Source organism: Rhizobium sp. N621 (assembly GCF_001664325.1).
GTDB lineage: Bacteria > Pseudomonadota > Alphaproteobacteria > Rhizobiales > Rhizobiaceae > Rhizobium > Rhizobium esperanzae.
The window spans coordinates 159,352-185,733 of sequence record NZ_CP013496.1; the positions used below are offsets into that span (position 1 = coordinate 159,352).

The 26,382-nt window shown below is 60.8% G+C and carries 28 protein-coding genes; 13 read left to right on the plus strand and 15 right to left on the minus strand.

Features of this window, described 5'->3' with window-relative positions:
* Positions 1-76 precede the first annotated feature (76 nt).
* The 5 genes from AMK00_RS21935 (at position 77) to AMK00_RS21955 (ending at position 3,743) form a co-directional block, all read left to right on the plus strand.
* Positions 77-1,027, plus strand: coding sequence for an SUMF1/EgtB/PvdO family nonheme iron enzyme (locus AMK00_RS21935; RefSeq protein WP_064811879.1), 951 nt, complete (start codon positions 77-79; stop codon positions 1,025-1,027).
* 5 nt (positions 1,028-1,032) lie between these two features.
* On the plus strand, positions 1,033-1,728 hold the full coding sequence (locus tag AMK00_RS21940) for a Crp/Fnr family transcriptional regulator (protein ID WP_064807186.1): 696 nt from the start codon (positions 1,033-1,035) through the stop codon (positions 1,726-1,728).
* Positions 1,729-1,784: 56 nt separating this feature from the next.
* Complete coding sequence (locus AMK00_RS21945; protein WP_064811880.1) at positions 1,785-2,465, plus strand: NnrU family protein; 681 nt, start codon at positions 1,785-1,787, stop codon at positions 2,463-2,465.
* Between the two features lie 87 nt (positions 2,466-2,552).
* Complete coding sequence (locus tag AMK00_RS21950; protein WP_064807189.1) at positions 2,553-2,885, plus strand: hypothetical protein; 333 nt, start codon at positions 2,553-2,555, stop codon at positions 2,883-2,885.
* 132 nt (positions 2,886-3,017) lie between these two features.
* A complete protein-coding gene (locus tag AMK00_RS21955) occupies positions 3,018-3,743 on the plus strand; it encodes a response regulator (RefSeq protein ID WP_064806926.1) in 726 nt (241 codons plus the stop codon).
* Positions 3,744-3,797: 54 nt separating this feature from the next.
* Here AMK00_RS21955 and AMK00_RS21960 read toward each other — a convergent pair whose 3' ends face one another.
* From AMK00_RS21960 to AMK00_RS21985, 6 genes are all read right to left on the minus strand, one after another.
* On the minus strand, positions 3,798-4,724 hold the full coding sequence (locus AMK00_RS21960; protein WP_064806931.1) for a ribokinase: 927 nt from the start codon (positions 4,722-4,724) through the stop codon (positions 3,798-3,800).
* Positions 4,721-5,182: an RbsD/FucU family protein gene (locus AMK00_RS21965; protein ID WP_011427726.1), complete on the minus strand. Its 462-nt coding sequence runs from the start codon at positions 5,180-5,182 to the stop codon at positions 4,721-4,723. The genes AMK00_RS21960 and AMK00_RS21965 overlap by 4 nt, the downstream gene beginning before the upstream one ends.
* Before the next feature lie 124 nt (positions 5,183-5,306).
* On the minus strand, positions 5,307-6,356 hold the full coding sequence (locus AMK00_RS21970) for a LacI family DNA-binding transcriptional regulator (RefSeq protein ID WP_064806937.1): 1,050 nt from the start codon (positions 6,354-6,356) through the stop codon (positions 5,307-5,309).
* Positions 6,357-6,373: 17 nt separating this feature from the next.
* On the minus strand, positions 6,374-7,285 hold the full coding sequence (locus AMK00_RS21975) for a carbohydrate ABC transporter permease (RefSeq protein ID WP_064806938.1): 912 nt from the start codon (positions 7,283-7,285) through the stop codon (positions 6,374-6,376).
* Positions 7,285-8,403 (minus strand): carbohydrate ABC transporter permease, encoded by a 1,119-nt coding sequence (locus tag AMK00_RS21980; RefSeq protein WP_064811881.1) that lies wholly within the window; start codon positions 8,401-8,403, stop codon positions 7,285-7,287. Before AMK00_RS21980 ends, AMK00_RS21975 begins: the two co-directional genes overlap by 1 nt.
* 72 nt (positions 8,404-8,475) lie before the next feature.
* Entirely contained in the window at positions 8,476-10,116 is a 1,641-nt protein-coding gene (locus AMK00_RS21985) for an extracellular solute-binding protein (protein ID WP_064806944.1), read from the minus strand.
* Positions 10,117-10,455: 339 nt separating this feature from the next.
* Here AMK00_RS21985 and AMK00_RS21990 point away from each other — a divergent pair, with 339 nt between their 5' ends.
* Positions 10,456-11,523: an ABC transporter ATP-binding protein gene (locus AMK00_RS21990; RefSeq protein WP_064806946.1), complete on the plus strand. Its 1,068-nt coding sequence runs from the start codon at positions 10,456-10,458 to the stop codon at positions 11,521-11,523.
* A gap of 101 nt (positions 11,524-11,624) precedes the next feature.
* Here the strand turns inward: AMK00_RS21990 and AMK00_RS21995 are convergent, their stop codons facing one another.
* Positions 11,625-11,882 (minus strand): universal stress protein, encoded by a 258-nt coding sequence (locus tag AMK00_RS21995; protein ID WP_237350486.1) that lies wholly within the window; start codon positions 11,880-11,882, stop codon positions 11,625-11,627.
* A 181-nt stretch (positions 11,883-12,063) separates the two neighbouring features.
* On the opposite strand from AMK00_RS21995, the gene AMK00_RS22000 reads away from it, so the two are divergent.
* Together AMK00_RS22000 and AMK00_RS22005 are read left to right on the plus strand one after the other, a co-directional pair.
* A complete protein-coding gene (locus tag AMK00_RS22000; RefSeq protein ID WP_064806949.1) occupies positions 12,064-12,402 on the plus strand; it encodes a TraR/DksA family transcriptional regulator in 339 nt (112 codons plus the stop codon).
* A 254-nt stretch (positions 12,403-12,656) separates the two neighbouring features.
* Entirely contained in the window at positions 12,657-13,112 is a 456-nt protein-coding gene (locus AMK00_RS22005) for a pyridoxamine 5'-phosphate oxidase family protein (protein ID WP_064806951.1), read from the plus strand.
* Positions 13,113-13,196: 84 nt separating this feature from the next.
* On the opposite strand, the gene AMK00_RS22010 is transcribed toward AMK00_RS22005, so the two are convergent.
* Positions 13,197-14,030 (minus strand): universal stress protein, encoded by an 834-nt coding sequence (locus tag AMK00_RS22010; protein ID WP_064806953.1) that lies wholly within the window; start codon positions 14,028-14,030, stop codon positions 13,197-13,199.
* 186 nt (positions 14,031-14,216) lie between these two features.
* Between AMK00_RS22010 and AMK00_RS22015 the strand changes: the two genes are divergently transcribed.
* Entirely contained in the window at positions 14,217-14,516 is a 300-nt protein-coding gene (locus tag AMK00_RS22015) for a hypothetical protein (protein ID WP_064807191.1), read from the plus strand.
* A gap of 12 nt (positions 14,517-14,528) precedes the next feature.
* On the opposite strand, the gene AMK00_RS22020 is transcribed toward AMK00_RS22015, so the two are convergent.
* Positions 14,529-14,900 (minus strand): hypothetical protein, encoded by a 372-nt coding sequence (locus AMK00_RS22020; protein ID WP_064806955.1) that lies wholly within the window; start codon positions 14,898-14,900, stop codon positions 14,529-14,531.
* A gap of 240 nt (positions 14,901-15,140) precedes the next feature.
* Between AMK00_RS22020 and AMK00_RS22025 the strand changes: the two genes are divergently transcribed.
* Positions 15,141-16,397 carry an MgtC/SapB family protein gene (locus tag AMK00_RS22025; RefSeq protein WP_064811882.1) on the plus strand — a complete coding sequence of 419 codons (1,257 nt, stop codon included), beginning with the start codon at positions 15,141-15,143 and terminating at the stop codon, positions 16,395-16,397.
* Positions 16,398-16,501: 104 nt separating this feature from the next.
* Here the strand turns inward: AMK00_RS22025 and AMK00_RS22030 are convergent, their stop codons facing one another.
* From AMK00_RS22030 to AMK00_RS22040, 3 genes are all read right to left on the minus strand, one after another.
* Positions 16,502-16,762 (minus strand): hypothetical protein, encoded by a 261-nt coding sequence (locus AMK00_RS22030; RefSeq protein WP_064806959.1) that lies wholly within the window; start codon positions 16,760-16,762, stop codon positions 16,502-16,504.
* A gap of 143 nt (positions 16,763-16,905) precedes the next feature.
* Positions 16,906-17,490 carry a cysteine hydrolase family protein gene (locus AMK00_RS22035; protein ID WP_064806961.1) on the minus strand — a complete coding sequence of 195 codons (585 nt, stop codon included), beginning with the start codon at positions 17,488-17,490 and terminating at the stop codon, positions 16,906-16,908.
* A 123-nt stretch (positions 17,491-17,613) separates the two neighbouring features.
* Positions 17,614-19,980 (minus strand): putative bifunctional diguanylate cyclase/phosphodiesterase, encoded by a 2,367-nt coding sequence (locus AMK00_RS22040; protein ID WP_064806963.1) that lies wholly within the window; start codon positions 19,978-19,980, stop codon positions 17,614-17,616.
* A 117-nt stretch (positions 19,981-20,097) separates the two neighbouring features.
* On the opposite strand from AMK00_RS22040, the gene AMK00_RS22045 reads away from it, so the two are divergent.
* Entirely contained in the window at positions 20,098-20,904 is an 807-nt protein-coding gene (locus AMK00_RS22045; RefSeq protein ID WP_064806964.1) for a transporter substrate-binding domain-containing protein, read from the plus strand.
* Positions 20,905-21,005: 101 nt separating this feature from the next.
* On the opposite strand, the gene fdhA is transcribed toward AMK00_RS22045, so the two are convergent.
* Complete coding sequence (gene fdhA, locus AMK00_RS22050) at positions 21,006-22,196, minus strand: formaldehyde dehydrogenase, glutathione-independent (RefSeq protein WP_064807192.1); 1,191 nt, start codon at positions 22,194-22,196, stop codon at positions 21,006-21,008.
* 724 nt (positions 22,197-22,920) lie between these two features.
* Here fdhA and AMK00_RS22055 point away from each other — a divergent pair.
* Positions 22,921-23,355 carry a hypothetical protein gene (locus AMK00_RS22055; RefSeq protein ID WP_064806965.1) on the plus strand — a complete coding sequence of 145 codons (435 nt, stop codon included), beginning with the start codon at positions 22,921-22,923 and terminating at the stop codon, positions 23,353-23,355.
* Between the two features lie 151 nt (positions 23,356-23,506).
* Here the strand turns inward: AMK00_RS22055 and AMK00_RS22060 are convergent, their stop codons facing one another.
* A complete protein-coding gene (locus AMK00_RS22060; RefSeq protein WP_064806967.1) occupies positions 23,507-24,403 on the minus strand; it encodes a DMT family transporter in 897 nt (298 codons plus the stop codon).
* Between the two features lie 110 nt (positions 24,404-24,513).
* On the opposite strand from AMK00_RS22060, the gene AMK00_RS22065 reads away from it, so the two are divergent.
* Positions 24,514-25,386 (plus strand): LysR substrate-binding domain-containing protein, encoded by an 873-nt coding sequence (locus AMK00_RS22065; RefSeq protein ID WP_064807194.1) that lies wholly within the window; start codon positions 24,514-24,516, stop codon positions 25,384-25,386.
* On the opposite strand, the gene AMK00_RS22070 is transcribed toward AMK00_RS22065, so the two are convergent.
* The gene (locus AMK00_RS22070; RefSeq protein WP_064806970.1) at positions 25,364-26,353 is read right to left on the minus strand and encodes a GlxA family transcriptional regulator; all 990 of its coding nucleotides are present in this window, start codon (positions 26,351-26,353) and stop codon (positions 25,364-25,366) included. The two genes, AMK00_RS22065 and AMK00_RS22070, sit on opposite strands and share 23 nt — an antisense overlap.
* Positions 26,354-26,382 lie beyond the last annotated feature (29 nt).

A 26,382-nucleotide genomic window follows, 5' to 3' on the forward strand; every position in this document is an offset into this window, starting at 1 on the left:
TGGAACAGGAGCATGATATCGCCGGACATACAGGTTTCGGCATCATGCTCCAGGGGACGCGACTTGCGAAAAAAACATGGCCCGGAACGCAACGATTGAGCCGGTTTCAGGCATATCCATCGCAATTCCTCTCGCGCTGCTCGTGGTCCTGTCGGCCGCGCTTGCGATGCAATCCGGCTTCGTGGTGACGAAAGGGCCCGAGGCGACCGTTGCGGCGCCGCAGACAATCACGGTTACGCCGCATCGTTTCGCCTATCGCGACGCCGCCGAGTATTTCCGTGACGGTCTGGCCATCGACGCACCCAAACGCGACGTGAGCGTGATTTCATCGCTCGAAATCATGAAATACCAGACCACGCTTCGCGATTATAATCGCTGCGTGGCCGAGGCCATTTGTGCGCCGGCCGAGACCGGAGACGATGCGCCGCCGCGGGAGGAGACGCCGGTGACCGGCGTAAGCTACGACGACGCGCTCCGATATGCGGCCTGGCTGTCGGAACGCACGGGGATCGAATGGCGGCTGCCGACCGATTTCGAGCTGGCCTATGCCGCCGCCGACCGTTTTCCCGACGATGCTCTCGGCATAGATCCCGACGACAGGAACCCTGCTAACCGCTGGCTCGCCGACTACGAGCGTGAAGCACGCAGGGCAAAGGCGATCGACCCCCGACCGCAGCCGCAGGGCTCGTTCGGAATCAGTCAAACCGGTCTGGTGGATTTCGCCGGAAACGTCTGGGAGTGGACATCGACCTGTAACAAGCGGGTCGATCTCGGCCAGAACCGCCGCGTCGAGGAGCCTGACCCCAGGAGCTGTGGGATCATGATAGCCGCCGGCAAGCATCGCGCTCCGATGAGCAGTTTCGTCCGGATTCCCAAGGGCGGCGGATGTTCCGTCGGAAGTCCGCCCGACAATCTCGGCTTTCGCCTCGTTCGCCAGCACGGGCTGCTCGAAGGCCTGAAAGACTGGGCGCGCAGAGCAATGACCGATGTGTTCGAACAGGCGGCGAGCGACAAGGCCAGAACATGATGACGATGAAAGTTGACCGCACGGTTTTGAAGGCGCTGCCGCTCTTCGAGCGAATGACGGATACGGATCTCGACGCGATGCTGCAGCATGCCGCGCCGCGCCGCGTCGCCCAGGGTGATGCGGTGTTCGAGCAAGGCGCCCAGGCGAAATCGTTTTTCCTGCTCCTGCACGGCCGTCTGAAGGTGACGCAGGTGACGCAGGACGGACAGCAGATCATCGTGCGGATGGTCCATCCGGGCGATTTGTTCGGCTTTGCGATGGCGCTGCGCCGGGAGGATTATCCCGGGACAGCCGTGGCGGCAGCCGAAAGCCTCGTCATCAGCTGGCCAACGGATATGTGGCCGCGCTTCGTCGAACAGAATCCCCGCCTGGCTGTGACGGCCATGCAGACGATCGGCCAGCGACTGGAAGAAGCGCATACGCGCATTCGCGAGATGTCGACCGAGGAAGTGGAAAAGAGGGTTGCGCACGCCGTCCTGCGGTTGTCCAAACAGGCCGGGCGGCCGGTGGCAAGCGGTATCCGCATCGATTTCCCGATATCTCGTCAGGACATTGCCGAAATGACGGGAACGACGCTGCATACCGTGTCGAGAATTCTGAGCGCCTGGGAGGCGAAGGGAATGGTCGAAGGCGGCCGGCAGAAGCTGACGGTGACCGATCCTCAAAAACTTCTCAATCTCGCAAATGGCGAGCGGGATTGACCTCTGTCCATCCCGGCGCGGTCCTTCGCAGTTGGCTGCGAAACAGGAGAATGAATTTGACCGAGTTCCTTGCCGCCTTCGCGCTGTTTGTCGCGCTCCATTCCATCCCGGCGGTTCCGACCATCCGGTCGGGAATAATCCGCCGCGTCGGCCATCCGGTCTATTTCGCCGGTTATTCCGCCATCTCCACCGCCGCCCTGATCTGGGTTTTTTCCTCCGCACTCGCATTGGACTATATACCCTTATGGGAACTCGGGCCGGCAAATGCCGCGGTCGCTTTCGTGCTTGCCCCTTTCGGCATATTTCTTGTCGTCGCCGGGCTTTTGAGCGCCAATCCTCTGTCCATTACCTTGAACCCGTCGCCGACGCTCGGCTCCGTCACGAAAATCACCAGACATCCGGTGCTTTGGGGTTTTGCCGCCTGGGCGAGCGGCCATATCGCCGCAAACGGCGACCTGCGTTCGCTTCTGCTGTTCGGAGGATTTGCCGCATTTGCTCTGGGCGCGATCCCGATGACCGAAAAGAGATCGAAACGACGTCTCGGCGGCTCTTGGGCGAAGCTCGCGGGGCATAGCTCGATCCTGCCGTTCGCCGCCTGTTTGAAAGGCGAGCAGTCCACCTTCGATATGCCGATGCTTGTCGCAGGCCTTGCGACTGCGGTCTTGACCCTGTGGCTACTGTTCGCGGGCGGTCACAGCGCGATGTTCGGCGCCGACCCCCTCGCCCTGTTCATTTGACCGAAGTCAAAGCGTCTTGCGACCGGCGCCGTAACTTGAAGAAAATTTTGAAGCCGCAGCGACGAACCAATGATCCGGAGCGATGGAATGCCATATGAAATCGTCACAGCAAGTCTCGATGCGAAAGACAAGTCGGGGCATATCGATGTGCGGTTCGGGCCCGACATGAAGACCGTCATTGTGTCGCGGCGGGCATTGCTGTCGGTGGCGTCGCCGCCGCGGGCAACCGAATTCCGCCTTCTTCAATATGTCGACACTTTCTGCCAAATAGCTGCGCGCCGCCTTGCCTCAACGAGCGGCAACACGGTTCTGATCACGGCGAACGATGTCCGCGGATGGCTCTGCGCGTGGCAATCCGCGCCGGCCCCCGTCCCGATGCAGACGAAACGCCATCGGCTGCACGACGCCAGACCCGCGTAATTCTGACCGGAGTGGATTTGCGCTTTGCGATGAGGACAACGACCGCTTGGTGGTGACACCAGCTTGACGGGCATGTTAAAGACGATGCCATTGAATACGATCTGTAACGAGCAACGGCTTGGCGGATGGACGATGGCAGCACTTCAACATGACGCGCATCTTCTCGTCGTCGACGATGACCCGCGCATTCGCCAGATGTTGACGCGATACTTCGAGGACGAGGGTTACACGGTCTCTTCCGCCGCCGACGGGATCGAGATGCGCGTGCGCCTGCGCCAGCAGAATTTCGACGCGGTCCTGCTCGACCTCGTTCTTCCCGGCGGCACGGATGGCCTTGACCTCGCCCGCGAAATCCGCGCCCAGTCCGACGTGCCGATCATGATGCTGACGGGCCGCGACGACGTCGTCGATCGAATCGTCGGTCTGGAGGTCGGCGCCGACGATTATATCGCCAAGCCCTTCCATCTCCGGGAGGTCCATGCGCGCCTGAAATCGATCCTGCGCCGCCGGCAAGCTCCTGCGCGCAGCGCCGAGGCGGCTGGCGAGGAGATTATCGGCTTCGAAGACTGGAGGCTCAATCTCAGCCGCAGGCAGCTTTTCGATCCGGAAGGCGCGGAAATCGAGTTGACGACCGGCGAGTTCGATATGTTGACGACCTTCGTCCGGCACGCCGGACGGGTTCTGACCCGCGACGTGCTGATGGACCTGACCCGGGGCCGAAGCCTCGAAGCTTTCGACCGGACGATCGACGCCCAGATCGTCCGGCTGCGGCGCAAGATCGAGACGGACCCGAAGAAGCCGCAATTCATCAAGGCCGTGCGCGGCGTCGGCTACGTCTTTACCGCAAGGCTGGATTGACCGGTTCTGGCGAGACTGACGCGTCTGGCCCAATTCCTCTGCGGTATTCAATCATCAGGAGCCCAGCAAGGCGCTGATCTCGGCGCGAGAAGGCATGGCGGGAGCCGTGCCCGGCCGTGTTACCGCGATCGCGGCGGTCGCGCAGCCGAAACGGACGGCCTCGATTGGCGCCCGGCCTTCCGAAATCGCCGTCGCGAACCCGCCGAGGAAGGCGTCGCCGGCCCCGGTTGTGTCAATGACATTTCCGGCCGAAAATGCGGGCACGAATTCGCTCTGCCCGGCTGTGTGATAGAACGCACCGCGGGCGCCGAGCGTGATGACCGCTGCTTTCGCGCCCCGATCGACCAGCGTGTGTGCCGCTGCACGTGCCTGCTCATCGGTTTCGATCGCATGGCCCACCAATTCCGCTGCTTCGACTTCGTTGGGAACGATGAAATCGCACAGGCCATAGATGCTGTCCGGGATGGCGCTGGCCGGCGCCGGATTGAAGATTGTCGTTGCCCCTGCCCTCTTGGCGATCGACAGGCCATGCAAGGCCGCTTCCAGCGGTTGTTCGAGTTGTGTCATGAAGATAGCGGCGCTTTCGATCGCCGCCCGATTTACTTCGACATCTTCGATGCCGATCAGCCCTGCGGCGCCCGGCACCACGATGATGGCATTGTCGCCGCTCGCTTCGTCGACGAAGATGAAGGCAGCGCCCGTCGAAACGCCTTCCATCTGCATCACATTGGCTTTGACGCCCGCCTCCGCATAGGCCGCAAGGGCCATCGCGCCGAACGCGTCGTTGCCGACCCGTGAAATGAAAGTCACCTTGCCGCCTGCCTTTGCCGCGGCGATCGCCTGGTTGGAGCCCTTGCCTCCCGGCCCGAGCGTGAAACCCGACCCCATCAGCGTCTCGGCAATATGGGGCAGGCGCTTTGCCTTATAGGCGGTGTCGGCGGCAAAAATGCCTAAAATGACGATCCCGCTTTTTTCGCTCATCTCACGGCCTCTTCCGCTGGAATGACGCCCTTGGTCAAAAGGAAGCATCCATAGAACCGCAGTTCCCCGGTTGCGATCACGCAATAGGCCTTTTTGGCGATGTCATAGAACGCCATGCGTTCGACGGGATACATCGGCGACGGCTTGCCTTCGGCCCGGTCGACAATCGCCTGCACTTCCTGTTGAATCGGCGGGATTTCATCCGGCTTGCCAATCACTTCCATGCGGCCAACCGAAGGCTGGATCGGCGTGTCCAGAGGCAGGACCGAAAGGACCGCGTCGATCGCCTGCGGCGCGGGAATGTTTTCCATGGTCAGCAGTCTACCCAGACGCGTCTGGCGGGCTATCGAATCCGACGGAAAATTCATGTCGGAGATGACGAGATAATCGCCATGTCCCATGTTGCAAAGCGCCTGAAGAATGTCGCCGTTGAGTTCGGCCCGAATTCCCTTGAGCATTGATCTTCCACCCTTTCTCTAGCCGGTACGCCCGGCCGTGCTTCAATTTTTGTGTCCGTCGACATCCGCCCTGGAGTGCCGCGCGTCCTTTCGGACGCAGAAAGGACGCTTTCACGCTTTGGATCTACGCATCGGGCTTTCCGAGAATCGATTCCGATTTTCGGGCCGGTGCGCCAGGTTGCGGGCACGGGCCGCTCGAACCACGCACGATCAGCGATCCGTCCACCATTTCGTCCCCCTTGCCCGGCGGTTCCTCCAGGAGAAGGCTGACCGCGCGCCGCGCCAGCATGTCGGCTGGCTGGCGGATGGTTGTCAGCCGCGGCACCACGAGATTGGCAAGCGAAATGTCGTCGAAACCTGTCACGGACAGTTTTCGCGGCACGTCGATCTTGAGGTCGCGGGCGGCACGTAATGCGCCGATCGCCTGCTGGTCGCTGGCGGCAGCGATCGCGGTCGGCCGGCTTTGTGGCGGGCGCGAAAGCAGCTCACGGGCAATTCTTTCGCCGGACTCGTAGTCGAATCTGCCATGGGCGATTTCCAGTTCGACAGGCTCGCCGGTCTTGCCGAAGCCGTCCATGCGGCTGACGAAGGCCTCTTTGCGGATGCGCCCTGCTTCGGTGTCGGTCGGCCCGGCAATATAGGCGATGCGCCGGTGCCCCAGCCCATAGAGATGATCGGCAATCAGTGTGGCCGCTTGCGCATGGTTGGTCGACACCAGGGGAAAGGCGCCGAAACGCCGGTCCAGCGATATGACCGGCACCGAGGCTGGCAGATCGAGACCAGAACCGTCGCTCGAAGCCACCACGATGATGCCGCGCACCGATCGGTCGAGAAAAGCCGAAACATGGCTCTGCTCCGCCTCGCTGTCGTTGTGCGAGCTTGCCAGCATCAGGCTGTGACCGCATTCGAGCGCCGCGCGCTCGATGCTTGCCGCAAGCTGCGCAAAAAAAGGGTTGGTGATGTCGGGAACGACGAGGCCGATGACGTCGGTTCTGCTGGTGCGCAAGGCTCGTGCAGTCACGTTCGGTCGGTAACCGAGCGCCGAAATGGCGTCGTTGACCCTTCCACGCAGCATGGGTTTGACCGCGGCTTCGCCCGACAGAACACGCGAAACGGTGCCCACGGAGACGCCCGCATATTCGGCGACATCCTTGACTGTGGGCATCTTTGCCATATTCAAACGTCCCGCGGCTATTTTACCGCTCCTGCGGTCATCCCGGCGATGATGTGCTTTTCCAACACGACGCCGACGATGACCAGCGGAAGAATACCGGCGGTGGAAAGGGCGGCCATCGACCACCAGTTGATGCCCTGACTGCCTGTCTGGCTGGCAATCATCACCGGCAGCGTGTTGGTATTGGTGGAAGTCAGCAATGCGGCGAAGAAATATTCATTCCAGCACAGGATCAGCGCCAAAAGAAAGGCGGCAACCATGCCCGGCAGAACGAGCGGCACGATGATGCGGGCAAACGCGCCCCAGATCGACAGGCCGTCGACCAGCGCGGCTTCCTCGAGCTCGACTGGTATGGTGGCGAACTGATCGCGCATGATCCAGACGACGATCGGCAGGACCATCAGCGTATAAACGGCGATCATGCCGGCATAGGTGTCGAGCAGCGCCAGTTCCTTGTAGAGAACCAGGAATGGCAGGGCGAGGACGACGGGCGGCATAATCAGCTGCGACAGGAAGAAGAAGGAAATATCGGAATTGCGCATATGGCCGAACTTGTATGAGAAGCGGCTGAGGCCGTAGGCGGCGAGCGATCCGAGCACAACCGCAAGAGCGGATGCGGTGACGGAGATGATGACGCTGTTCCAGAGCCTGCGCATGAACTCGTCACGCACCGTCGAGATCTGGGAAATCGTATCGGGAGAGATCCCGAGCGAACGCCAGCCGAGCCAGTTGGGTGCGAAATTGAACCACGGGATCAGATTGCCGCGCATGACATCTGCGGCTGTTTTGAACGAGGTCGAAACCGTCCAGAACAGCGGGAAGATGCAGACACAGGCCCAGATGACGAGTAGGCCGTAGATGGCCAAACGCATGGCCCACCAGCGAATGCGCTGGCCGCGTCCGTATTTTTCGAAATCGATCCGAACCATCAGAGCCTTCCTGTTATCCGCTTCACGATACGGTCGGAGATCTTCATCAGCACTGTCATGCCGAAGACGATCATCACCAAATAGACGAGCGCGAGCAGGGTCCCGTATCCGACGTTCGACCGGTCGCGGTATTCGCGATAGATGAAACTGGTGACGGAGTCGGTCGCCCCGCCGGGGCCCCCGGATGTCACCGTGATGATGATGTCGGCGAGCTTCAGCTTGAAGATGATGCGGATCATTACCGCCGTGACCGAGACCGGCAGCATGAGCGGAAAGATGACCTGCCAGAAGCGCTGCCATTTTGTGGCGCCGTCGACTTCGGCCGCCTCCAGCACCTCCCGAGACAAGGCCTGCAATCCGGCGAGCAGCATGATCATCATGAAGGGAATGAAGGTCCAGGCATCCATGATCATGATCCAAAGGCGCGCCGTCAGTGGATTTCCGAAAAAGGAGGGATTTTCCCAGCCGAGCCAGCGCGCCAGGCGCGCGATCGGACCGAAACGGGTCTCCAGCATTGACTTGCCGACCATCCAGCTCACCGCGACCGGCGACAGCATCAGGGGCATGAGGAACGTTACCCGCCAGAACTTTCGGGCAATAATTTCCTGGTTGAGGAGCAGCGCCAGGCCGAAGGCGATCGCATATTCCACGACGATCGCGAGGCAATATAGGATCATGTTGAGCAGGGCATTGGCATAAAACGGATCGGCGATCATCCGGCGTACATTGTCGAGCCCGTTGAAGCGACGCCCGGCGGAAGAGGCGAGGTTCCAGTCGGAAAAGCCGATCCAGAGCGCAAAAAGCAGTGGGAAGACCACCATCGATACGACGAAAAGCGCCGCCGGCAGAACAAAGAGCGCCTTCTTGCCGGCCTCGCCGTAGATGACGACGCGGGTGACGCAAAGAACAGCGGCCCAGATGAAATAGGCGTAGAGAACCGGCCGCCAGTTGGCAAAGCCCCAATCGGTCCAGCCAAGTTCATGGACAGCCTGCAATACAAAGGATGCCACGAACCATAGGGCGCTCAGCCACAGAGCCGCGCGGCCCCAGAAACGGCGGCTCGCGGAAATGGAGCCGGCTTCGACCGTGTGGAGCAGGTCGCCTTCGACTGTCGACATTGATATTCCTCGCCCGGACAGGATGGGCGCCGGCGGAGCCTTTCAGTCCGCCAGCGCGTTTATGTCAATCGATCAGAGCCCGAGGCTCGCCCGATAGAGTTTCAGCTGGCTATCGCGGCCAATCTGGTCTGTGATCTTTTCCCAGGCGGCGGCAATCGCATCCGCGGTTTCCTGTGCCGACTTGTATTGTCCGGCAAAGCCCTTCGCCAATTCGTCCTCCGCAACGGAGTAATATTGGAAGATGCCGGGGATGCGCGGCTCGATCGCTGCGTTCGGGTGATTATAGCTGTCGGCGTTCGAACCCAGATAGTCTTCAATGTAGGCGCGGTCGTAACCTGCCTTTTCCCATTCGTCGTAGTTGAAGTGCGACTGACGATAGGGCTGGAAACCGGACGGATAAGCCGACGTCCAAAGGGAAAGATCCTTGCCGCCGAGATGGGCTGCAGCAGACCAGGCCGCCTTGCGCTTCTTCTCGTCGCTGGAGACCCGCTTGGTGACGTAGATGCCCCAGCCGAGATAGGCCATGTTGGGCGCTTCGTTATACTTGTCTTCCCATTGCCCGGTCTTGCGGTTGTAGACACGATTGGAGCCGCGGTTGATGCCGAATCCGACGACATCGCCGACAACCGAAGAGTCTGAAGTGCGCGCGCTGGAGCCGACGTCGCCCCACCACATCAGCATTGCGCCGGTGCCTGCCAGGAACTGCGAAAAGGCCGTTGTGTTAGGATCCGCATTGATCTGATCGGCCGGATAGGCCTTGGCTGCGATCAGATCCAGCACGTCCTGGATCGCCTGGACCCAGGCAGGGTTGTTGACCAGCGGCTTCATGTTTTCGGGGTCGAACAGCCAAGCCGGATCGCCGGGGTATTTGGCATAGGCCGTCGCGCGGTTCTCGATGAAATAGAAGCCGAACCCGCCCCAGCCCTTGAGCGGGTCGAGATAGCCGTAGGCCGGCTGGCCGGTCAGCGGATCGGTTTTGCCGATCAGCGCCTTGGACGCTGCGTTGATGTCCTGCCAGGTCTTCGGCGGCTCGGCCATGCCGCTGATCGAGCCTTCGCCGAAGTAATCCTTGCGATAGGCGAAGGTATGGCAATCGCCATCGATCGTGACGCGGTAGGTCTTGCCATCCCAGGTGCCGACCGGTGGCTTCAGGTAGTTCACCAGGTCGTCGGCTTCGATCTGCTTTGCAGCCCAGTCGGGCATCTCGTCCAGAAGGCCGCGTCCGGCGGTGTCGCCTTCGAAGGGTGCGCCCATTTCCAGAATGTCGTAATCAACCGTGCCGGTTGCGATCGACTGCTGAAGGCGGGCGTTGTAATCGGCCTGAGCAAGGTCGATCCAGTTAATCTTGGCGCCGGTATAGGCTTCCCAAGGCTTCAGGAAGCCGCGAAACAGGAAGTTGTGGAGGTTCTGGTTGTTGAGCCCCATGAAGGTCAGCTCGACGCCGGCGAATTCGCCCTGCTTGACATTGGCCTTTGTCGGGCCGAGGCAGAGCTCGCCCACCTTCTGCCAGTCTGTGTCCGTCGGCGAACCCTTGCCGACGCCCGGGATCTGCAGGATCTGCGCACGCAGATCATCGGCGGCGAATGCGGTGCCGGCAATTCCGCCCATCGCGCCGGACAGGCCGAGCAGAGCCGCCGCACTTGCCGTTCCGCGCAAAACGTCGCGGCGACTTGCCTGACGGCGCATCAATGCATCGTAAATTTCGACTTTCATGTCTTCCTCCTCCACGTTTGGTGCGCTGCCGCCAGCCAGTATCCCGGATAGGCTCCGGCCCGAATTTGGGACTGGTCTCGTGCAGAACTATCTGGTAAACAAGAAAATGAAACGTTTCATAATTCTTGTTCGAAACCGCTCCTCTCGGTCTCATCATTGAGCATTAGACGGGAAGCGGAAAAAGTCAATAAAAAATGAAACGTTTCATGGAGGAGGTTTTGAAGGTATTTCGGGTCGTGGCAGAGCGCGCTTTCGCTGTGCCTCATACTCTGGATACTGTCGAGAGATTCATCCCCTGGAATGTGTGCCGGGGATGACCGGAAAGCGAGTGGGAGGCATATGGCTGAGGTCAATATTTCAGAGGCGCGGAAGGCATACGGCGCCTTAAATATCCTGCATGGGGTCGATATAGACATTCGCGACGGCGAGTTCGTGGTGCTCGTCGGTCCGTCCGGTTGCGGCAAGTCGACCTTGCTGCGCATGGTCGCAGGGCTCGAAAGCATTACCGGCGGCACCATCTCGATCGGCGGAAAGATCGTCAACAACCTGCCGCCGAAGGATCGCGATATCGCAATGGTCTTCCAGAGCTATGCGCTCTATCCCCACAAGACCGTTGCCGAGAACATGGTCTTCGCGCTGCGCCTGCAGAAGCAGCCGGCCGATGTCATCAAGCAACGCCTGCAGGCGGCGGCCGAAACACTCGACCTCGTGCCCTATCTTGACCGCTATCCGCGCCAGCTTTCGGGTGGCCAGCGGCAGCGCGTGGCGATGGGACGAGCCATTGTCCGATCGCCGCAAGTCTTCCTGTTCGACGAGCCCCTGTCGAACCTCGACGCCAAGCTGCGCGTGCAGATGCGCAAGGAGATCAAGGAACTCCACCAAAGACTGAGAACCACGACGATCTACGTCACCCATGACCAGGTCGAAGCGATGACCATGGCCGACAAGATCGTCGTCATGCAGGGCGGCAGGATCGAACAGACCGGAACGCCCCTGGAGCTATACGATCGTCCGCGCAATACGTTCGTGGCCACCTTCATCGGCTCGCCGTCGATGAATCTGCTGAAAGGTCACTACAAGGCCGAAGGTGCGGTCTTCGTCACGGAGACAGGCGATGAGATTGCGCTCGGCTTCACGCCTGAGGCATCCGACGGCCAGGCTGTGCGCCTGGGCGTGCGGCCCGAACATCTGTCACTCGCTCCGAGCGGCTTGAAGACGACCGTCAACGTCACCGAACCCACCGGCCACGAGACGATGGTATTTCTGCGCTACGGATCTGGCGAGCTTGTCGCGGTGCTGTCCGAACGTCACGATTTCGAGCCGAGGCAGGCCGTAACGATCGCTGCCCGGCCGGGCAAGCTTCATCTGTTCGATGCGGAGTCCGGTAAAACGCTGCGACGACATTGACGAGCCGCCTGTTGCCCGCCGACATACCGCGGCTGATGAGGCACGCGGCCTTCGTGGCGTTGACAATGAGTTCGAGAGCCGGTCCTTGATCGCATGCTCTCTCAATGCGACAGCAGGACAGGCAGAGTGACGCTGGTCAGCACCGCCTGCGTCGCACCGCCGAGCACGAATTCGCGCAAACGCGAATGGCCGAAGCCGCCCATGACGAGAAGGTCGGCCCGCAATTCGAACGCCTGGCTCTGCAGTACCTCGCCGACCGGATCGCCGTGTGCGCGCAGGTGCGTCGCCTCCGCCGTCACGCCGCTCTTCAGCAGGTTTTCGATGAGATAATCGCCAGTTTCGTGGCGGTCTGTGTTCACCACTCCGGCACTTGAGCGGGAATTGCGCGTTGACATGTCTCAAACTGTCCACCCTGCCCATTGATGCCGATCAATGCAGCCTTCCCAGGCAGTTGTAAGGTGATGAGCGTTGCATTCGGCCGGCCGAATGGGCGAATAGAGCGCGGCATGTGCCGCCGTTTCACGCAGCGGGAAAGCTTCGATGAAGAACGAAGAGATAGAAAACAAACTGAAGACCATGAAAGCGGACCTGCAGCGCCGGCGGTCGGCGATCGATGCCGATCTCGGTGCCGCACTGGATCCGGATAGCGAAGATCGTATCACCCAGGTCGAGAACGATCAGGTGCTGACCGAAATGCGAAGGGAAGCCGCTGCGCAAATCACAGCGATCGATGCCGCCCTTGAACGCCTGAAGCGCGGAAGCTTCGGTCACTGCGTCAGATGCCTCGCCCCGATCGAACCCAACCGGTTGGAGGCCATCCCCTACACGCCATATTGCATGAGCTGTGCCCGTCTGGCGGACGAGGGGCTCTCCCCGTAAGACCGAGCGTCTGTGGCGGCGAGAAAGGGAGGGGTTTCTGCCTTTCTCAGCGTCTGGATAATCGCTCCTCTGGTCATCCGGCATCGGCCTACGGCACTCTTGGCCGTTAGCCAACTGACCTCTTCTGTGATGAGCGATCTGTTGCCCGAGCGGTCAGTCGGCCCTGCCGCACCCAATACGACATTGCTCTTTATCAATGCGCGAAGCCGTGGTCGGCCTAGAATGACTCCTCGACCATTCGAGAGGAGCATCTCATGTCATTGGGTTTACGGGAGCTTACGCCGGCTGGATGCCACGCTGTTCTGGAAGAGGCAAGATTTGGGCACCTGGCCTGCTGCAAGGACGGCCAGCCCTATGTCGTGCCCATTTATTTCTCCTATAAAGACGGCGTCGCATACTGTTTTTCGATGCCCGGCCGCAAAGTGGAATGGATGCGGGAAAACGACAGAGTGTGCCTGCAGGTGGACCGGCGGGTGGGCAAAGGCTGGACGAGCGTTATCGCCGAAGGAAAGTTCGAGGAGTTTCCCGACACCGAACTCTGGCGGAGCGAGCGTCTGCACGCCTGGGAAATATTGCAGAAGCACCCGGACTGGTGGGAAGTCGGTTCGCTCAGCCCGAAGGAGGTTCCGATCTTTGCCGAATCTCCGCACATCTTCTTCGGCATCCTTGTCCGGACATTATCGGGCCGCGCGGCTTTCGCCATCGATTAATACCTATCGCCCGGGCACGTGCAGCAACCGGGCAACAGTGCACAACAAGATATGAGGCGCCGGGCCGACTGAGCGCCCGGCCGGTTAATGGGCCATGAAGATAGGCATCGTGCTTTCTTCGATCATGCCGCGCGTCACGCCGCCAAAGATCGTCTGCTGCCAGCGGGGATGGTTATAGGCGCCCATCACGATCAGGTCGGCGGACACGTCGACGGCGTGCTGCCGCAGGACCTCGTCTGCGCGTTGTCCGCCGCTTGCAATGCGATCCACCTGCACCTTCACGCCGTGTCGGGCAAGATAGGCGGCAATGTCGGCGCCCGGTTCCTCGCCGTTCGCGCGCATCCGCGCCACCGGATCCACCATCGTGACGTAAACGGTGTCGGCTTGCTTAAGCAGATCAAGCGATTGCCGAGCGGCGCGCGACGCTTCGTCGCTGGAATCCCATGCCAGCAAAACCGATCTCGACGAGGCATTCATCGCCCGTGTTCCGCGGTTGATGAGGATCGGGGTCGGCGTCTGGAAGAGTGCACCATCGATGATGCGTTTGCGGAGACCGTCGTCTCGGGCCGCCTGCCGCCCGATCAGGACGACGTCGGCGTAGAGTGCCCTTTCGGCAATATCTTCGTCGGCCCATGCGAATTCCGTGTAGACGTCCTGGACCTCGCAGGAAATCTCGCCTCGGTCGAGAGTAGTCTTGATCTCGTCTGTTCTCCGGGACAGAACGTCGATTTCGCGTTGGCGTTCGTCAAGCCAGACAGAAGAGATGGTGTTATAATTGCCGATCGTTGGTGCAGTTCCCAAAGAGATCACCAGCGCATTCAAATGCGCGCCATGGACACCGCAGAAGTCGATTGCGGTTTTGAGATCTTCCTCGAACTGATGAACGCTAAGGATGCTGAGTACCGTCCTGATGGTCATGTCGATATACCTCTCTGGTAGGATAGGAAAAGGATAGTCGCCATCGCCCCGGGTTCCTTGACCTTCATCAAAGCGCTATCGATTTCTGCCCTGTAGGCTGCTTCTCGAATGACAGGCGTGGCCGTGGACGTCTCGATCGCGGAATTCGGAGAGGTGCAGGGCCTGTCATCGGTTAGGAGGCCGCAAATGCTGTCGACGGAACGAGACTTCAAACGGGGCGGCGAGCGGTCGCCCATTCCTTCGCAAGGTGAAGTCGAAGGCAAGCTTCTCATGTTCGAAGCGGTTGCCGTCACCTGTTTGCAGGAGCTTCTCGCCAAAACGCAATCGCGCCTGGTCCCCAGGCTTCGCCGGAGACTTATCAGTAATCTGAAGGAGCGATGCGCCCCATTGAAGCTTTGCGCGGATGACGAAAAGGCTGCAGAGGAGTTCGCGCTCCAACTGTTGAACGCAGCCCTGGAAAAAGCAGAAGACGAGAGAGCGGGCTGAATGCCGGACGCCTCAAGCGCAGGTTCGAGCGCCCAGGTCTTTGACCGTCTCATCCGCCAGCTTGCGCACCACCTTTGCGGAGACCACCCCCATTTTCGAGGCGATTCCAGCCAGTCGCGCAGTCTCTCGGGGCGCCTCGGCCAAAGCATTCTGCGCAAAGTCGGCCACGACCTCGAACGTATCGTTCAGTACGGCACTTTCGGTGAGGTCGTCCAGGAAGATTTGATAGAGTTGAAGCCGGCGCCGGAATGACGTCAGTAACTCGATCTGACAACACAGCATCATCCGCGACGCCTCGATGTTCAGTCTGTAGGCGGCGAGGAAAAGATTTCTTGCAGAAGCAGGCAGCGCCTGCTCCGGCATCAAAAGCGCGTTGTCGACCATGGCGGAATCCTCTCGTCTTCTTCAAGATTATCGTCGCGGCGAAAGATCTTGTTGATCTGCATCAAGCGGACTCTGCTCACTGCAACGGCACGATCAGATGGGGGTGATTGAGCAATCGCAATGACCGGACCGCATGGGGGGGATGGCTTCCAGGAACAGGGAGATCGAAATGCATGCTTCTCATGACATATCGGGCGGAAGACCTCCGGGAGGCGGCGCCGACAAAAACTGGGCCTTCGGATGATGACTTCATTGGTGATGGCGGATGCATTCCAGCGCCTCAGTCTTGCACTTGCGATCGGCATACTCGTCGGCATCGAACGTGGATGGCAAGAACGCGAGGCCCTGCCGGGCAAGAGAGTGGCGGGTATCCGCACCTATGGCCTCTCGAGTTTCCTCGGCGGCTTTTGCGGCTTCCTGCAACCTATTGCGGGGCCGATCCTGCCGACGGCCATCTTCGTATTCTTTTGCATCACGATCCTTGTCTTCAGCCGCATGCAGGCGCTGCGGGAGGGTGACTACAGCGCAACCGGCACCATTGCCGCGATCACGGTGTTTGCGCTCGGTTTCGGAGCCGTCGTTGCAGATATGACGACGACCGCGGCGAGCGCGGTCGCCATGACGGCACTTCTGGCGGCGCGGGAGCCACTGCACGGATTTCTGCGGAAATTGACCTGGCTCGAGTTGAGAGCCGCCCTGATCTTGTTGACGATGACCGTCGTCATTCTTCCAATTCTTCCCAATGAGGCGGTCGACCCCTGGCAAATGATCAACCCCTTCGAGCTGTGGATGCTGACCATATTCGTGGGAGCGGTTTCATTTGTGGGCTATGTGATGATCCGGCTCACCGACGCCAGAGCCGGACTGCTCCTGACGGGCGCCTGTGGGGGTATCGTTTCCTCGACGGCCCTGACCCTTTCCTTTGCCCGACAGTCCAAGCAGACGCCCGCGCTCTCGCCGCTGCTTTCAGCCGGAGCGATGATGGCGGGGGCGGTATCCCTGAGCCGGGTGCTTTTGATTTGCGGTGTCATCGCACCGGCGGTGCTGGAGGAGCTTGCGGCATTGCTCGGCCCGGGTGCGGCGGCGCTTGCCGTCGGCGGTAGCTTGGCCGGCTTGTCGCCGCGCGCCGGTGACAGTCCCGACTTTTCACCGAAAAATCCGCTGGAGGTCATCGTCGTCTTCCGCTTTGCTCTTATTCTTGCCGCTGTCACCATCGTGACGCGGGCGGCTTTGGAATTCTTCGGAACGCAGTCACTGGCGGTGGTCGCCTTCATCACAGGGCTGGGCGATCTCGATGCGATAACGCTTTCGATCGCGAAGCTCCCTAACGTGCCGGCGGATGCGGCTGCACAAGCCATAGCGGTCGCTGCGTTCGCCAATCTTCTTGCGAAAACAGGGCTTGCAGCAAGCGCGGGAAGCTTTAGCTATGCGGTTCGGCTCGCCATCGTGAGCGGCATCGCGGTGCTCGCCGGCGCCGCCGGCTTGTTCCTGACGTGAGCGGCTGATCTCGTCGTTGGCGCCGGTGCTTGGCTCTCGATCGTGCCGGATACGACGCGCCACTTTCTATGCGAGCCTCACCACGTCAGGGAGGTGAGCGGCACTCATGCGACAAGGTCGGCTGCATGAATTCTGATGCGCCCATCGCGCTCGATATCGCCGCGATCGAATTTCGCGCAGGCAATTCGGCTGAAAAGGCCGATATTTTCCTGAAGCCGGCTTTCGTCGCAACGCGGCGGCTGGGCAACCTCAAGAAGGGCTTCCCTGTCGATAACGACCATCTGGTTCGTGCCGCCGGCATCCATGACCAGCAAGGCTTCCTCGCCGGACGACTTCATCATTCCACTGATCAGCTTCAAAGACATTGCTTACCTCCGGACCGGTTGATTTCGCAAACCTGTCGCAAGAAGCGCTGCCGGGCTCCTCTGGCAGGCTGCCCGGCGACCTTATGCCGGCGCGGGGAGCCCAGCCTTGATACATATCAAGAAAAGATCGCCGGAAAGGCTTCTCAGCCAAGGCCGCTCAAGAATTCAACGGTCTCCATGAGCTCCAGCTGCACGGAAAAGCGGTCGTGCAGAAGTTCCAGCGATGCGTCATAGGTGTCGTCGGCGCTGCTGAAGACGGCGTCCTTCAGCATGATGACACGATAGCCGAGATCGATGGCGCCGAGCGTCGCGGCGAGCACGCAGACGTCCGTTTCCCCACCGGTAATTACAAGGGTGTCGACCCGTTCCGATTGAAGGATCGTATGAAGGCGGCCGTCGATCCAGGGGGAATAGGTGCGTTTGTCGAAATATCTTGCCGGCGGAACATGCGAGGCGAGCGAGGAAGTCAGCTGGACGAGGCCATGCGGAAGATGCTCACCTGTCATCATCCACCATTTCCGGTAATAATCGCGCCATTTTCCCGGCATCGCATCCGCATGCTGAGGCGGCACGAAACGGGTGAAGATCGTTCGGGACGGATAGCGGCCGGCGAGTTCCTCGATCTGAGGGGAGATCCGGGCCATCCACGGAACGTGCCATGGCGTGTCTTCGGCAAACATCCGCTGCATGTCGACGCAAAGGTGCCGCCACTCGCCGATCTCACCCATCACGTCCTCCGTTCGTCCTAGAGCCTTTCCTGGTCAGAATGCTTCAATCTGACGAGGAAGGCTCTGGGGCGTCAACCGCTGCCCGGGACGAAAGTTCCTGATCGCCAAAAGATCAAACGGTGCTCAGGCAATGGCTCCTGGAGCGATCGTCCGTGCGGCGCCGCTTTCGGATTTGCCGAAGCACTCGAGTTCGCGAAGCGGAACCGGTTTGGAGAAGAAGTAGCCCTGAAGGTCGGTGCAGCCGAGGGCGGCCAGAAAGTCCCTTTGATATTCGGTTTCGACCCCTTCGGCCGTCGTCGAAATCCCGAGGTTGCGGCTGAGAGTGACGATGGCGCCGATGATGGCAGCGCCGTTGGCTTTTGCGCCCAGCTGGGAGACGAAGGAACGATCGATCTTGATGCGGTCTATGTCGAAGCGGACCAGGTGGCTGAGGCACGAAAAGCCGGTTCCAAAATCGTCCAGCGAAATCTGAACTCCGTGGCCACGCAGCGATTTCAGTACCGTGTAGACATCCGAGCTATCCTCGATCAGCGAGGACTCGGTGAGTTCGAGCTCCAATCGAGACGGCGGCAAGCCGGTCTCTTCAAGCACTGCGAAGACCTCCTCGGCGAAGTTGGGCCTTCTCAGCTGGGAGGGAGACACGTTCACGGCCACAAAGGTGTCTTTAGGCCACTTGCAGGCAGCTCTGCAGGCTTCGCGCAGCACCCAGAGACCGAGGGCGTCGATGAGGCCACCTTCCTCGGCCGCAGGGATGAAGCTGGCAGGCAACAACAGTCCGCGCTGACTATGACGCCAGCGCACGAGAGCCTCCGCGCCCGACGCCGAGTATCCGCCCTCGGCGCGATGCACTGTCTGATAGTAGACCTCAAGCGACCCGAAGTCCGGTCTGTGGCCGATCGGACCGGGTTGTGGAACGCCGGCCGACAAGGCCGTGCTCTTCGCCAGAACATCTCGCAATTCGTTCTTGAGGACGTCACGCGCATTCCTGCCACCGTCCATGGATGGCGAATAGACGCGCCACTGGCCTCTTCCGCCCATCTTAGCCTCGTAGAGCGCGACGTCGGCATAACGCATGAGATCGTCGGCATTGCGTCCGGCGTCAGGCACCACGGTCACACCGATCGAGCCGCCGACCCGGGCGACCGCTTCGCCTCTCAAAAGCGGGAAGGGCCTGCCAAGTTCGGCAACGATCGCTTCGCAGATGGAGGGCAAGATTTGATCATCTTTGACATTCCGGAGAAGCAGGGCAAATTCGTCCCCGCCGAGCCGGGCAAGCGTGTCGTCCGGACGAAGCAACGCGTGGATCCGCTCCGCAGCCATTCTGATCAGTTCGTCGCCGGCAGCATGCCCGAAGGTGTCGTTCACCGCCTTGAAGCGGTCGAGGTCAAGAAGCGCCACCGCCGACCGCTCGGCAGAATTGCGCGTATCGGCCAGGCACGCCTCGAACCGCATCGCGAACAAGGCGCGGTTGGGAAGGCCGGTCAGCACATCATGCAAGGCAAGCTGCCTGGCGTGCAGCTCGCTTTTCTTCAGTTCGCCGAGACTGCTTCGCAGGCGCACCAGCAGAACCGAAAACAGGACCGCGATCACCAGGGCGGCAATCGAAAGCGCCGGCATCAAGCGGCCGATCACCCTCGAACCAGGAAGATCAGGCCGCCATACGATAAAGCCGATCGGTTCGCCGTTTGCCGTTGCGTCGATCTGGAACGCAACCTCGTTTTCGTCAGCGTCGGCCGTTCGCGCGAAGCGCGCGCCGTTGAGGCCTTGCTGCCGGCTCAACTCGTCGAGCGCTGCGCCGTCGAGAAACCGCACGACGATCAGGAATTGCCGCATGGGCTGTGGTTGCCCCTCGGCGGCTTCGTTGACGGCGACGACGCCCACGATCGTCGGCCGGCCTTCGAGCCGCATCAGATTGGCCAGTGCATGGTTCGACCGGGCGGTGTTGGCCGCTCGGCTTTCCAATGATGATGGGGTCCGTTCGCTGGAAACGGTGCCCTGGTTCGCCGTCAGCCGGGCGTCTTTCAGGAGAGGCAGAAAGAGCGGTCTCATCCAGCGATAGCGCTTTTCGGTTTCGGCATCGGTCAGCATGATCAGCTGCGCCTTGTCATCGACAACGAAGGCCTGGTCATAGCCGAAGGCCGACATCGCAGTGTGGCTGATCGCACTCCCGGCCGCCGCCGTGAGAACGGTATCGAGGCTGGAGGAAACTCCGGCAGCCCGGGAGGCGGGATAAACGCCGGAGAGGTAGCCATTACCGAATTGGCCGATGACATGCGCGACTTGATCGACCTGTTCCCTGAGGCGCGCATTGACAAGCTGACGCTGTCTATCGAGGGCTGCCGCATCGCTCTCGGTTCCCGCCCAGAGTGCGGAAAGCACGACCAGTCCGATCGCTCCGAGCCCGCTGACAGCGATCAGGAACAGAATTCTCCCCGAAGCGATCCAGGATTGCTGAAACGTATTGGAGCTGGAAGGGACAACGATATGCAAGCCTAAACCCCTGAACCCACCACGGGCGCATTCGTGGACGTTAACAAAGAAGCGTTCACGTAGAATTAAAGGCTGGGGCGCACTATGGCGGGACTACGCTACAAGGAGTTTCCGACGATGTTGCGCCTATCCATTCAGACTATACTGCGCGGAGCGCTGATGGCGGGCGGATTGGGCCTCCTTCTCGCCGCCGCCTCGCCGCTGCAGCTGGCTGCGCAAGATCGCACGCCTCTGAGAGTTGCCGTCGAAGGTGCATTTCCGCCCTTCAATTACCTTGATGCAAATAACCAGCTGCAAGGCTTTGACATCGATATCGCCAATGCCCTTTGCGAAGCCGGCAAATTCGAATGCCAGTTCATCATCGAAAAGTGGGACGACATGATCCCCGATCTCGTCGCCGGCAAATACGACGCGATCATCTCGTCCATGTCGATGAGCCTGGAACGCCGCCAGAAAGTCGCTTTTACCGAGCAATATTACACTAGCCCGTCGGTGTTCATCGCCCGCAAGGACTCGCCGATCAACGACGTCAGCCCTGCCGCCCTCAGTGGCAAAAAGCTCGGGGTGACATCGTCCACGGCGCAGGAATCCTATGCCAACCACTTCTATCCGGAGATGAAGAAGACGGTTTTCCGATCTTCACCGGAATTATACAAGGGTCTATCGGACGGGCGCGTCGACATTATCCTCGAGGATAAGCTTGCCATTTATGACTGGATCGCCAACACGAAGGCGGGAACCTGCTGCGAGTTCAAGGGACCGGATCTGGTCGACGTCACCTATTTCGGCGAAGGTGCCGGGATCGCCTTGCGCCTGGACGACAAGGAGCGTCTTGCGCGCCTGAACGAGGCCTTGAAGGCCATCAAGGCCGACGGGACCTACGACATGATCAACGCCAAGTATTTCCCGTTCAGCATCCAGTAGTTTTGCCGTAAAGCACTGGTGATCGATCGATTCAGACTGTTACGCCGCCGCGCCTGCGAAAACAGGCGCGGCGGCGTAAATCTTGTCGTCAGTCCCTGGCGTCAGGCGGCTTTCGCCACCTCTCCGTGCGGATCGAGGACATACTTCGTTGCCGCGCCATGGTCGAAACTTTCATATCCAGCGGCGGCATCGTCGAGCGGGATGACCTTCGCGTTGACGATATCGGCGATCGGCAACCGGTCGTGAAGGATCGCCTGCATGAGCTGGCGATTATATTTCAGCACCGGCGTCTGGCCGGTGTGGAAGGATTGTGCTTTTGCCCAGCCGAGACCGAAGCGGAGTGACAGATTGCCGTGCTTGGCGGCATTGTCGACGGCGCCCGGATCCTCGGTCACATAGAGGCCGGGAATACCAATCGAACCTGCGGCGCGGGTGATCTCCATCATCTGATTGAGCACGATCGCCGGCTGTTCTCCGCCGGAATGGCCACGCGCCTCGAAGCCGACCGCATCGATGGCGCTGTCCACCTCATTCGTGCCGACCACCTCGGCGATCATGTCGCCGAGACGGTCGCTCTTCGAGAGATCGATCGGCTCGAAGCCGACTTTCGCCGCATGCGCCAGGCGATCCTTGTTGAAGTCACCGATCATGACGACGGCGGCGCCGAGGATGCGAGCCGAAGCCGCAGCCGCAAGCCCGACCGGGCCGGCGCCGGCGACGTAGACGGTCGATCCGACCCCGACGCCTGCGCGCACTGCACCGTGAAAGCCGGTGGGCAGAATGTCGGAAAGCATGGTGAGATCGCGGATCTTCGCCATTGCCTTGTCGCGATCCGGGATTTTTAGCAGGTTGAAATCGGCATAGGGAATAGTGACGTAGCGTGCCTGCCCGCCGATCCAGCCGCCCATGTCGACATAACCGTAAGCGCCGCCGGCGCGGGCCGGGTTTACCGTCAGGCAGACGCCCGTATCCTGAGATTTGCAGCAGCGGCAGCGGCCGCAGGCAACGTTGAACGGCACCGAGACGATATCGCCGATGTCGAGCATCTCGACGTCGACGCCTTTCTCGATGATTTCGCCGGTGATTTCATGGCCGAGGATCAGGCCCGGCATTGCCGTCGTGCGGCCGCGGACCATGTGCTGGTCGGAGCCGCAGATGTTGGTGGAGATAACCTTCAGGATCACGCCGTGCTCGATGCGGCGGCCATCGGGCGCTTCCAGCTTCGGGTCGTCGATGTCGCGAACTTCGACCTTGCCCGGCCTCAAATAAACGACGCCTCTATTCTTGCTCATGGATTCCTCCCATGTGTTGAATGCCTCGAGCTGCAACCGATGCAGTCGACGACAACTATTCCTCCGGCCTGCCTCCTCTGCAGTCCGGCATTCAGATCGCCGCACGGGGCGATATTTCGAAATTTCGCAGATAGGCGGGGGCAGCTGAATCGAGGAGAGAGTGAACACGAAAGGTCTGGCCTGTCGTTCCGCTCGTCATCGCCCGCCGCAATCCGGAGATCTGCTGCGCACAGAGCTGGTTTCGGGCTCCAGAACCTCCTTTCGATCCATCTCGAGATCTCCGGATGTCAATCCGAAGACCGCTTTCAGGACTTCAGTTCTTCTACCGCTACGGGGCAGCGCGCCGGCGGCTGGCCAGCCTCGCATGTTCATGTCGCCAGCTTGCGAGGCAGCGCCGTGAACATGACCAGAAAACCATGCCTGGCCGAAAACGGCGCCCGAAAAAACGACATAGGTGCACCTCCAGGCGACAGGGCGGCAAAGCTGTCATCACTTTCGGTAGGGGACGACAGATTGATCTCGCGAATGCGGCAGTTTTCCGGATCGCTCCGGATGATGTTATCGCAGCTGTCGGGCTTTCCCCCGTTAAACTCGTGGCACTTGCGATCACATCTATTGGCCAGCGGCAGATGTCGTTTTCAATCGTGATTGGACTTCGGCTGTGACCTGAGCGAGGCTGTTCTTGGGAGCGGACCATCTATTTTTCCGGGGATAGGAGGCCGAAATGGAACAGCATGCACTTGAGCAGTTGAAAACGATCGCGAAGGTCAGCACGACCTATAATCGCCTTGAAATGACGAGGCGCGAACGGCTTGAACGGTGGGCCGACAGTCTGGAACACAGTCCCAGGCCGTTTCTCAAGACGCTTCACGAAACCGAATATCAGCCGATTGCCGATCGGCTTGCCTTGCGGGACGACGACACTCCGATCTCTGTTGCGTTCGCTGATCCCATTCTGCGGGCGGCAGGAATGGAAAACGACAGCTATGGAGAAGCCAGGCGGTTCTTCGAACTCAGCGATGAGCAGTTGCACGACCTGGTCTGCTTTTGTCATTTCGGAGAACGCGTCAGCGCTGCAACACTAGCTCGCCGCGTACGAAAGATGGCGGCTCACAAACCAGGCGGGTTTTTCGCTCAGCTTCGTGCGTTCTTTGGCTGATCGAGGCTGAGGCCACCTGGAGCTACAAAGGGCTGGCCCCTGCCGGCTGGAGCGGTCGCCACGGCAATCGCTTGGTCGCTCATCGGCGCATGAGCGAACACGGCCAAACCCGTCGCGTCAGTGGACCGGAGGATAGGCGGCAGCTAGCCGCCTACGGCCGGCGGTTCCGGTTGAAATCGACCGCCGTGTGCCAGAACACGGCGCCGATGATGATCGCGCCGCCGAAATAGGTGGCGATCGGCGGCTGCTCGGAAAACAACAGCCAAACCCAGAAGGGCGTCAGCACGATTTCCATTGTGCCGATCAGCGCCGCCTCGGCCGGCGGCATCCGCTTTGCCCCGGCAAGGAAGAGCACCAGCGCGAGAGAAAAATTGGTGGCGCCGAAGGCGGCAAGGACGATCCAGTTGTGCAGGTCGAGAGAGCCGACCGAGCCGAAAGGCGCGAAGATGACGAGAGTGAGGAAGGCGCTGACCACGGTCGGCGGCAGGCTCGGCACGCCGGGGTCGATGCGCGGAATGATGATGACGAGCGCGAAGGAGGCGGTCATGCCGAGCGCCAGAAGATCGCCCCAGCCGGTGCCGCCGCCGATCGACGACGCGACGATGATGCCGACGCCGAAGAGGGAGACGGCGCCGGCAATCATCGTTCGCCTGGCCACTCTCTCCTTGAGGATGAGCCAGCCGAACAGCGCCGCGATGAAGGGCGTGGTCGCATAGATCATCGTCACATTGGCGACGGTGGTCATGTAGAGCGCCCCGATGAAGCATCCCTGACTGAAGGTCTGGCATGCGATCATCGCCAGACCCGACGGATGGAGGACGGAACGCCATTGCCGCCGCGAGATGCCCCCTTCGAGGAAAAGGCAGGGGATCAGCAGGAACAGGCCTCCGAACAGCGACCGCCAGGCGATTGCCGTCCATACGTCGGTGGTGAGGAGTCGCGAGTAAACGCCGCTCGCACTCCAGGCAAGTGTCGCGGCAACGATGAGAAGCACACCCTTCTCATGCTCGCTGCCTGCGAGTTGTCTAGCCGGATTTTCAATGGTCACGCAGAGATTCTCAAAGAAGGAAGTCGAACGCCGCTCATTTCTGCGCCACGAATTGACATTAGACAAACGAATAGTAGTGATAGCTATCATCGATTTTTTCTATGGCTGCCATGCAAGAACCGATCGAAAGCGATCTTCTCAGAACCTTCCTTGTTGTCGCCGAGACGTCGAACTTTTCGGCGGCCGCCCAGCGCATCGGGCGGACGCAATCTGCCGTCAGCACCCAGATCAAGCGGCTTGAGGCGGCAATCGGCGAAAACCTTTTCGAGCGCGGCGCCCGCGGTGTGCTGCTGACGCGCCAAGGCATTCAGCTGGTGCCCTATGCCCGCAGGGTCATCGATCTTCTGAACGAGGCGGCCGCGACAATCCGCAGCAAGCCTCTTGACGGCCCGGTGCGCATCGGAATTCCCGAGGAATACAGCCAGACGGTACTGCCGGCAGCCCTTGCGGCTTTCGCGGTTCGCCATCCGGCGGTCGAAGTGACCGTCTCCTGCGACTACACGGTCCGCAACCTCGCCGCCCTGGAACGGGACGAACTCGATCTCGCCGTCGTTTTCGACTGGAGCGATCAGAACAAGGGCGAGGTCCTCTGCGTCGATCCGACCGTCTGGGTTACGTCCATGGTGCATCGGCTGCACGACATCGATCCCCTGCCGGTTGCGACCTATCGCAACTCCACCTGGTCACGCGATTTTGCGCTCCGTTCGCTGGAGCAGATCGGCCGCAGCTACCGGATCGCCTTCATCGCCGATACCGGTTCGGGGCTGAAGAATGCCGTGACAGCGGGCCTTGCCATTACGACGCTTTCCCGCAGCAGCATTCCGCCCGGATGCCGGGAACTGACCGCCGAGGACGGTTTTCCGCCGGTCGATTCCTCCAAGGTCGTATTGCGCCGCAATAGTTTCCGCTCCAGCGAGGCGGTGCGGGAATTGGCCGAAATGTTGCGGGACGCATTCCAGCCTATGTCGGCGCCGATGATATGATGCGGCGGCGCAAGCGGCGGCGCGTCTCCGACGGGCTCTCGAAAAAACTCGCCCGGTAGCTTCTGGCGAAGGCCGAGGCCGAATTGAAGCCGGTCGCCGCCGCGATGTCGGCGAAGGAGGCCGTCGTTTCGATGACCTTGCGGCGCGCCGTGTTCAGGCGCAGCGCGAGATAATGCACGTGCGGCGGCGCGCCGATGCTCTGCTGGAAGAGATCCTGCAGATGCCGGGCGCTGACACCGACCCTGCGGGCGAGCCGGGCCAACACCAGAGGCTGCTCGATATGCTCCTCCATCAGATGCACCGCCTGCGTCACGCGGGGATCGTGCGCGCGCAGCCCCGCCGAAGCGGCGGAAAGCGTTTCGTCGGCATGGAAGGAAGGCTGCTCATAGCGGAACAGCCGGCTGACTTCGAGCGCCAGCGAATAACCCTGCCGTTGCCGGATCACTTCCAGCATCAGGTCAACGGTCGGAAGCGAACCCGATGTCGTCAGCCGTTTGCCGTCGATGACGAAGCGATCCTTGACGGCCCCGACCTCGGGATAGGCGAGTGCAAAGTCCTCGTAATCCTCCCAATGGACCGTCGCCCGCAGCCCATCGAGCAGGCTTGCTTCGGCGAGCAGCCACGTGCCGGACTCGATGCCGGCAATGATCCTACGGTAGCGGGCGGCCTGGGAAAGCTGCATCTTCAATGCCGGCGTTGCGCTGCGATGCCAGTTATAACTCGCCAGCACGAAGAGCGGCCTGTCCTCGGCCGTCGCCTGGAAGGTGCCTTCGGCCGGGACGGCGATATGGCTGGTGGTCGGCACCGGCGCGCCGTCCGGCGTCAGCAGCCGCCAGCGATAGAGCTCGCTGCCGGCGATGCGGTTGGCGCCGCGCAGCGGCTCGATGACCGACGCGATCAGGATCAGGTTCGTATCCGGCAGGACGAGAAGGTCGATATCGAGCCGTTCCGTCGATCGCTGCAGCATGACCGCCTCCCCAGGTTTCCGATAATGTA

Bases quoted from the DNA above. Each gene is read 5' to 3' on its own strand.
- AMK00_RS22035 (WP_064806961.1), bottom strand. From the start codon at position 17,490: ATGGGTGAGATCGGCGAGTGGCGGCACCTTTGCGTCGACATGCAGCGG.
- AMK00_RS21950 (WP_064807189.1), top strand. From the start codon at position 2,553: ATGCCATATGAAATCGTCACAGCAAGTCTCGATGCGAAAGACAAGTCG.
- fdhA (WP_064807192.1), bottom strand. From the start codon at position 22,196: ATGAGCAAGAATAGAGGCGTCGTTTATTTGAGGCCGGGCAAGGTCGAA.
- AMK00_RS21970 (WP_064806937.1), bottom strand. From the start codon at position 6,356: ATGGCAAAGATGCCCACAGTCAAGGATGTCGCCGAATATGCGGGCGTC.
- AMK00_RS22000 (WP_064806949.1), top strand. From the start codon at position 12,064: ATGAAGAACGAAGAGATAGAAAACAAACTGAAGACCATGAAAGCGGAC.
- AMK00_RS22020 (WP_064806955.1), bottom strand. From the start codon at position 14,900: ATGGTCGACAACGCGCTTTTGATGCCGGAGCAGGCGCTGCCTGCTTCT.
- AMK00_RS22070 (WP_064806970.1), bottom strand. From the start codon at position 26,353: ATGCTGCAGCGATCGACGGAACGGCTCGATATCGACCTTCTCGTCCTG.
- AMK00_RS22010 (WP_064806953.1), bottom strand. From the start codon at position 14,030: ATGACCATCAGGACGGTACTCAGCATCCTTAGCGTTCATCAGTTCGAG.
- AMK00_RS22045 (WP_064806964.1), top strand. From the start codon at position 20,098: ATGTTGCGCCTATCCATTCAGACTATACTGCGCGGAGCGCTGATGGCG.
- AMK00_RS22015 (WP_064807191.1), top strand. From the start codon at position 14,217: ATGCTGTCGACGGAACGAGACTTCAAACGGGGCGGCGAGCGGTCGCCC.
- AMK00_RS22030 (WP_064806959.1), bottom strand. From the start codon at position 16,762: ATGTCTTTGAAGCTGATCAGTGGAATGATGAAGTCGTCCGGCGAGGAA.
- AMK00_RS21990 (WP_064806946.1), top strand. From the start codon at position 10,456: ATGGCTGAGGTCAATATTTCAGAGGCGCGGAAGGCATACGGCGCCTTA.
- AMK00_RS21975 (WP_064806938.1), bottom strand. From the start codon at position 7,285: ATGGTTCGGATCGATTTCGAAAAATACGGACGCGGCCAGCGCATTCGC.
- AMK00_RS21985 (WP_064806944.1), bottom strand. From the start codon at position 10,116: ATGAAAGTCGAAATTTACGATGCATTGATGCGCCGTCAGGCAAGTCGC.
- AMK00_RS22055 (WP_064806965.1), top strand. From the start codon at position 22,921: ATGGAACAGCATGCACTTGAGCAGTTGAAAACGATCGCGAAGGTCAGC.
- AMK00_RS22065 (WP_064807194.1), top strand. From the start codon at position 24,514: ATGCAAGAACCGATCGAAAGCGATCTTCTCAGAACCTTCCTTGTTGTC.
- AMK00_RS22005 (WP_064806951.1), top strand. From the start codon at position 12,657: ATGTCATTGGGTTTACGGGAGCTTACGCCGGCTGGATGCCACGCTGTT.
- AMK00_RS22025 (WP_064811882.1), top strand. From the start codon at position 15,141: ATGATGACTTCATTGGTGATGGCGGATGCATTCCAGCGCCTCAGTCTT.
- AMK00_RS21955 (WP_064806926.1), top strand. From the start codon at position 3,018: ATGGCAGCACTTCAACATGACGCGCATCTTCTCGTCGTCGACGATGAC.
- AMK00_RS21935 (WP_064811879.1), top strand. From the start codon at position 77: ATGGCCCGGAACGCAACGATTGAGCCGGTTTCAGGCATATCCATCGCA.
- AMK00_RS21960 (WP_064806931.1), bottom strand. From the start codon at position 4,724: ATGAGCGAAAAAAGCGGGATCGTCATTTTAGGCATTTTTGCCGCCGAC.
- AMK00_RS21980 (WP_064811881.1), bottom strand. From the start codon at position 8,403: ATGTCGACAGTCGAAGGCGACCTGCTCCACACGGTCGAAGCCGGCTCC.
- AMK00_RS21940 (WP_064807186.1), top strand. From the start codon at position 1,033: ATGAAAGTTGACCGCACGGTTTTGAAGGCGCTGCCGCTCTTCGAGCGA.
- AMK00_RS21965 (WP_011427726.1), bottom strand. From the start codon at position 5,182: ATGCTCAAGGGAATTCGGGCCGAACTCAACGGCGACATTCTTCAGGCG.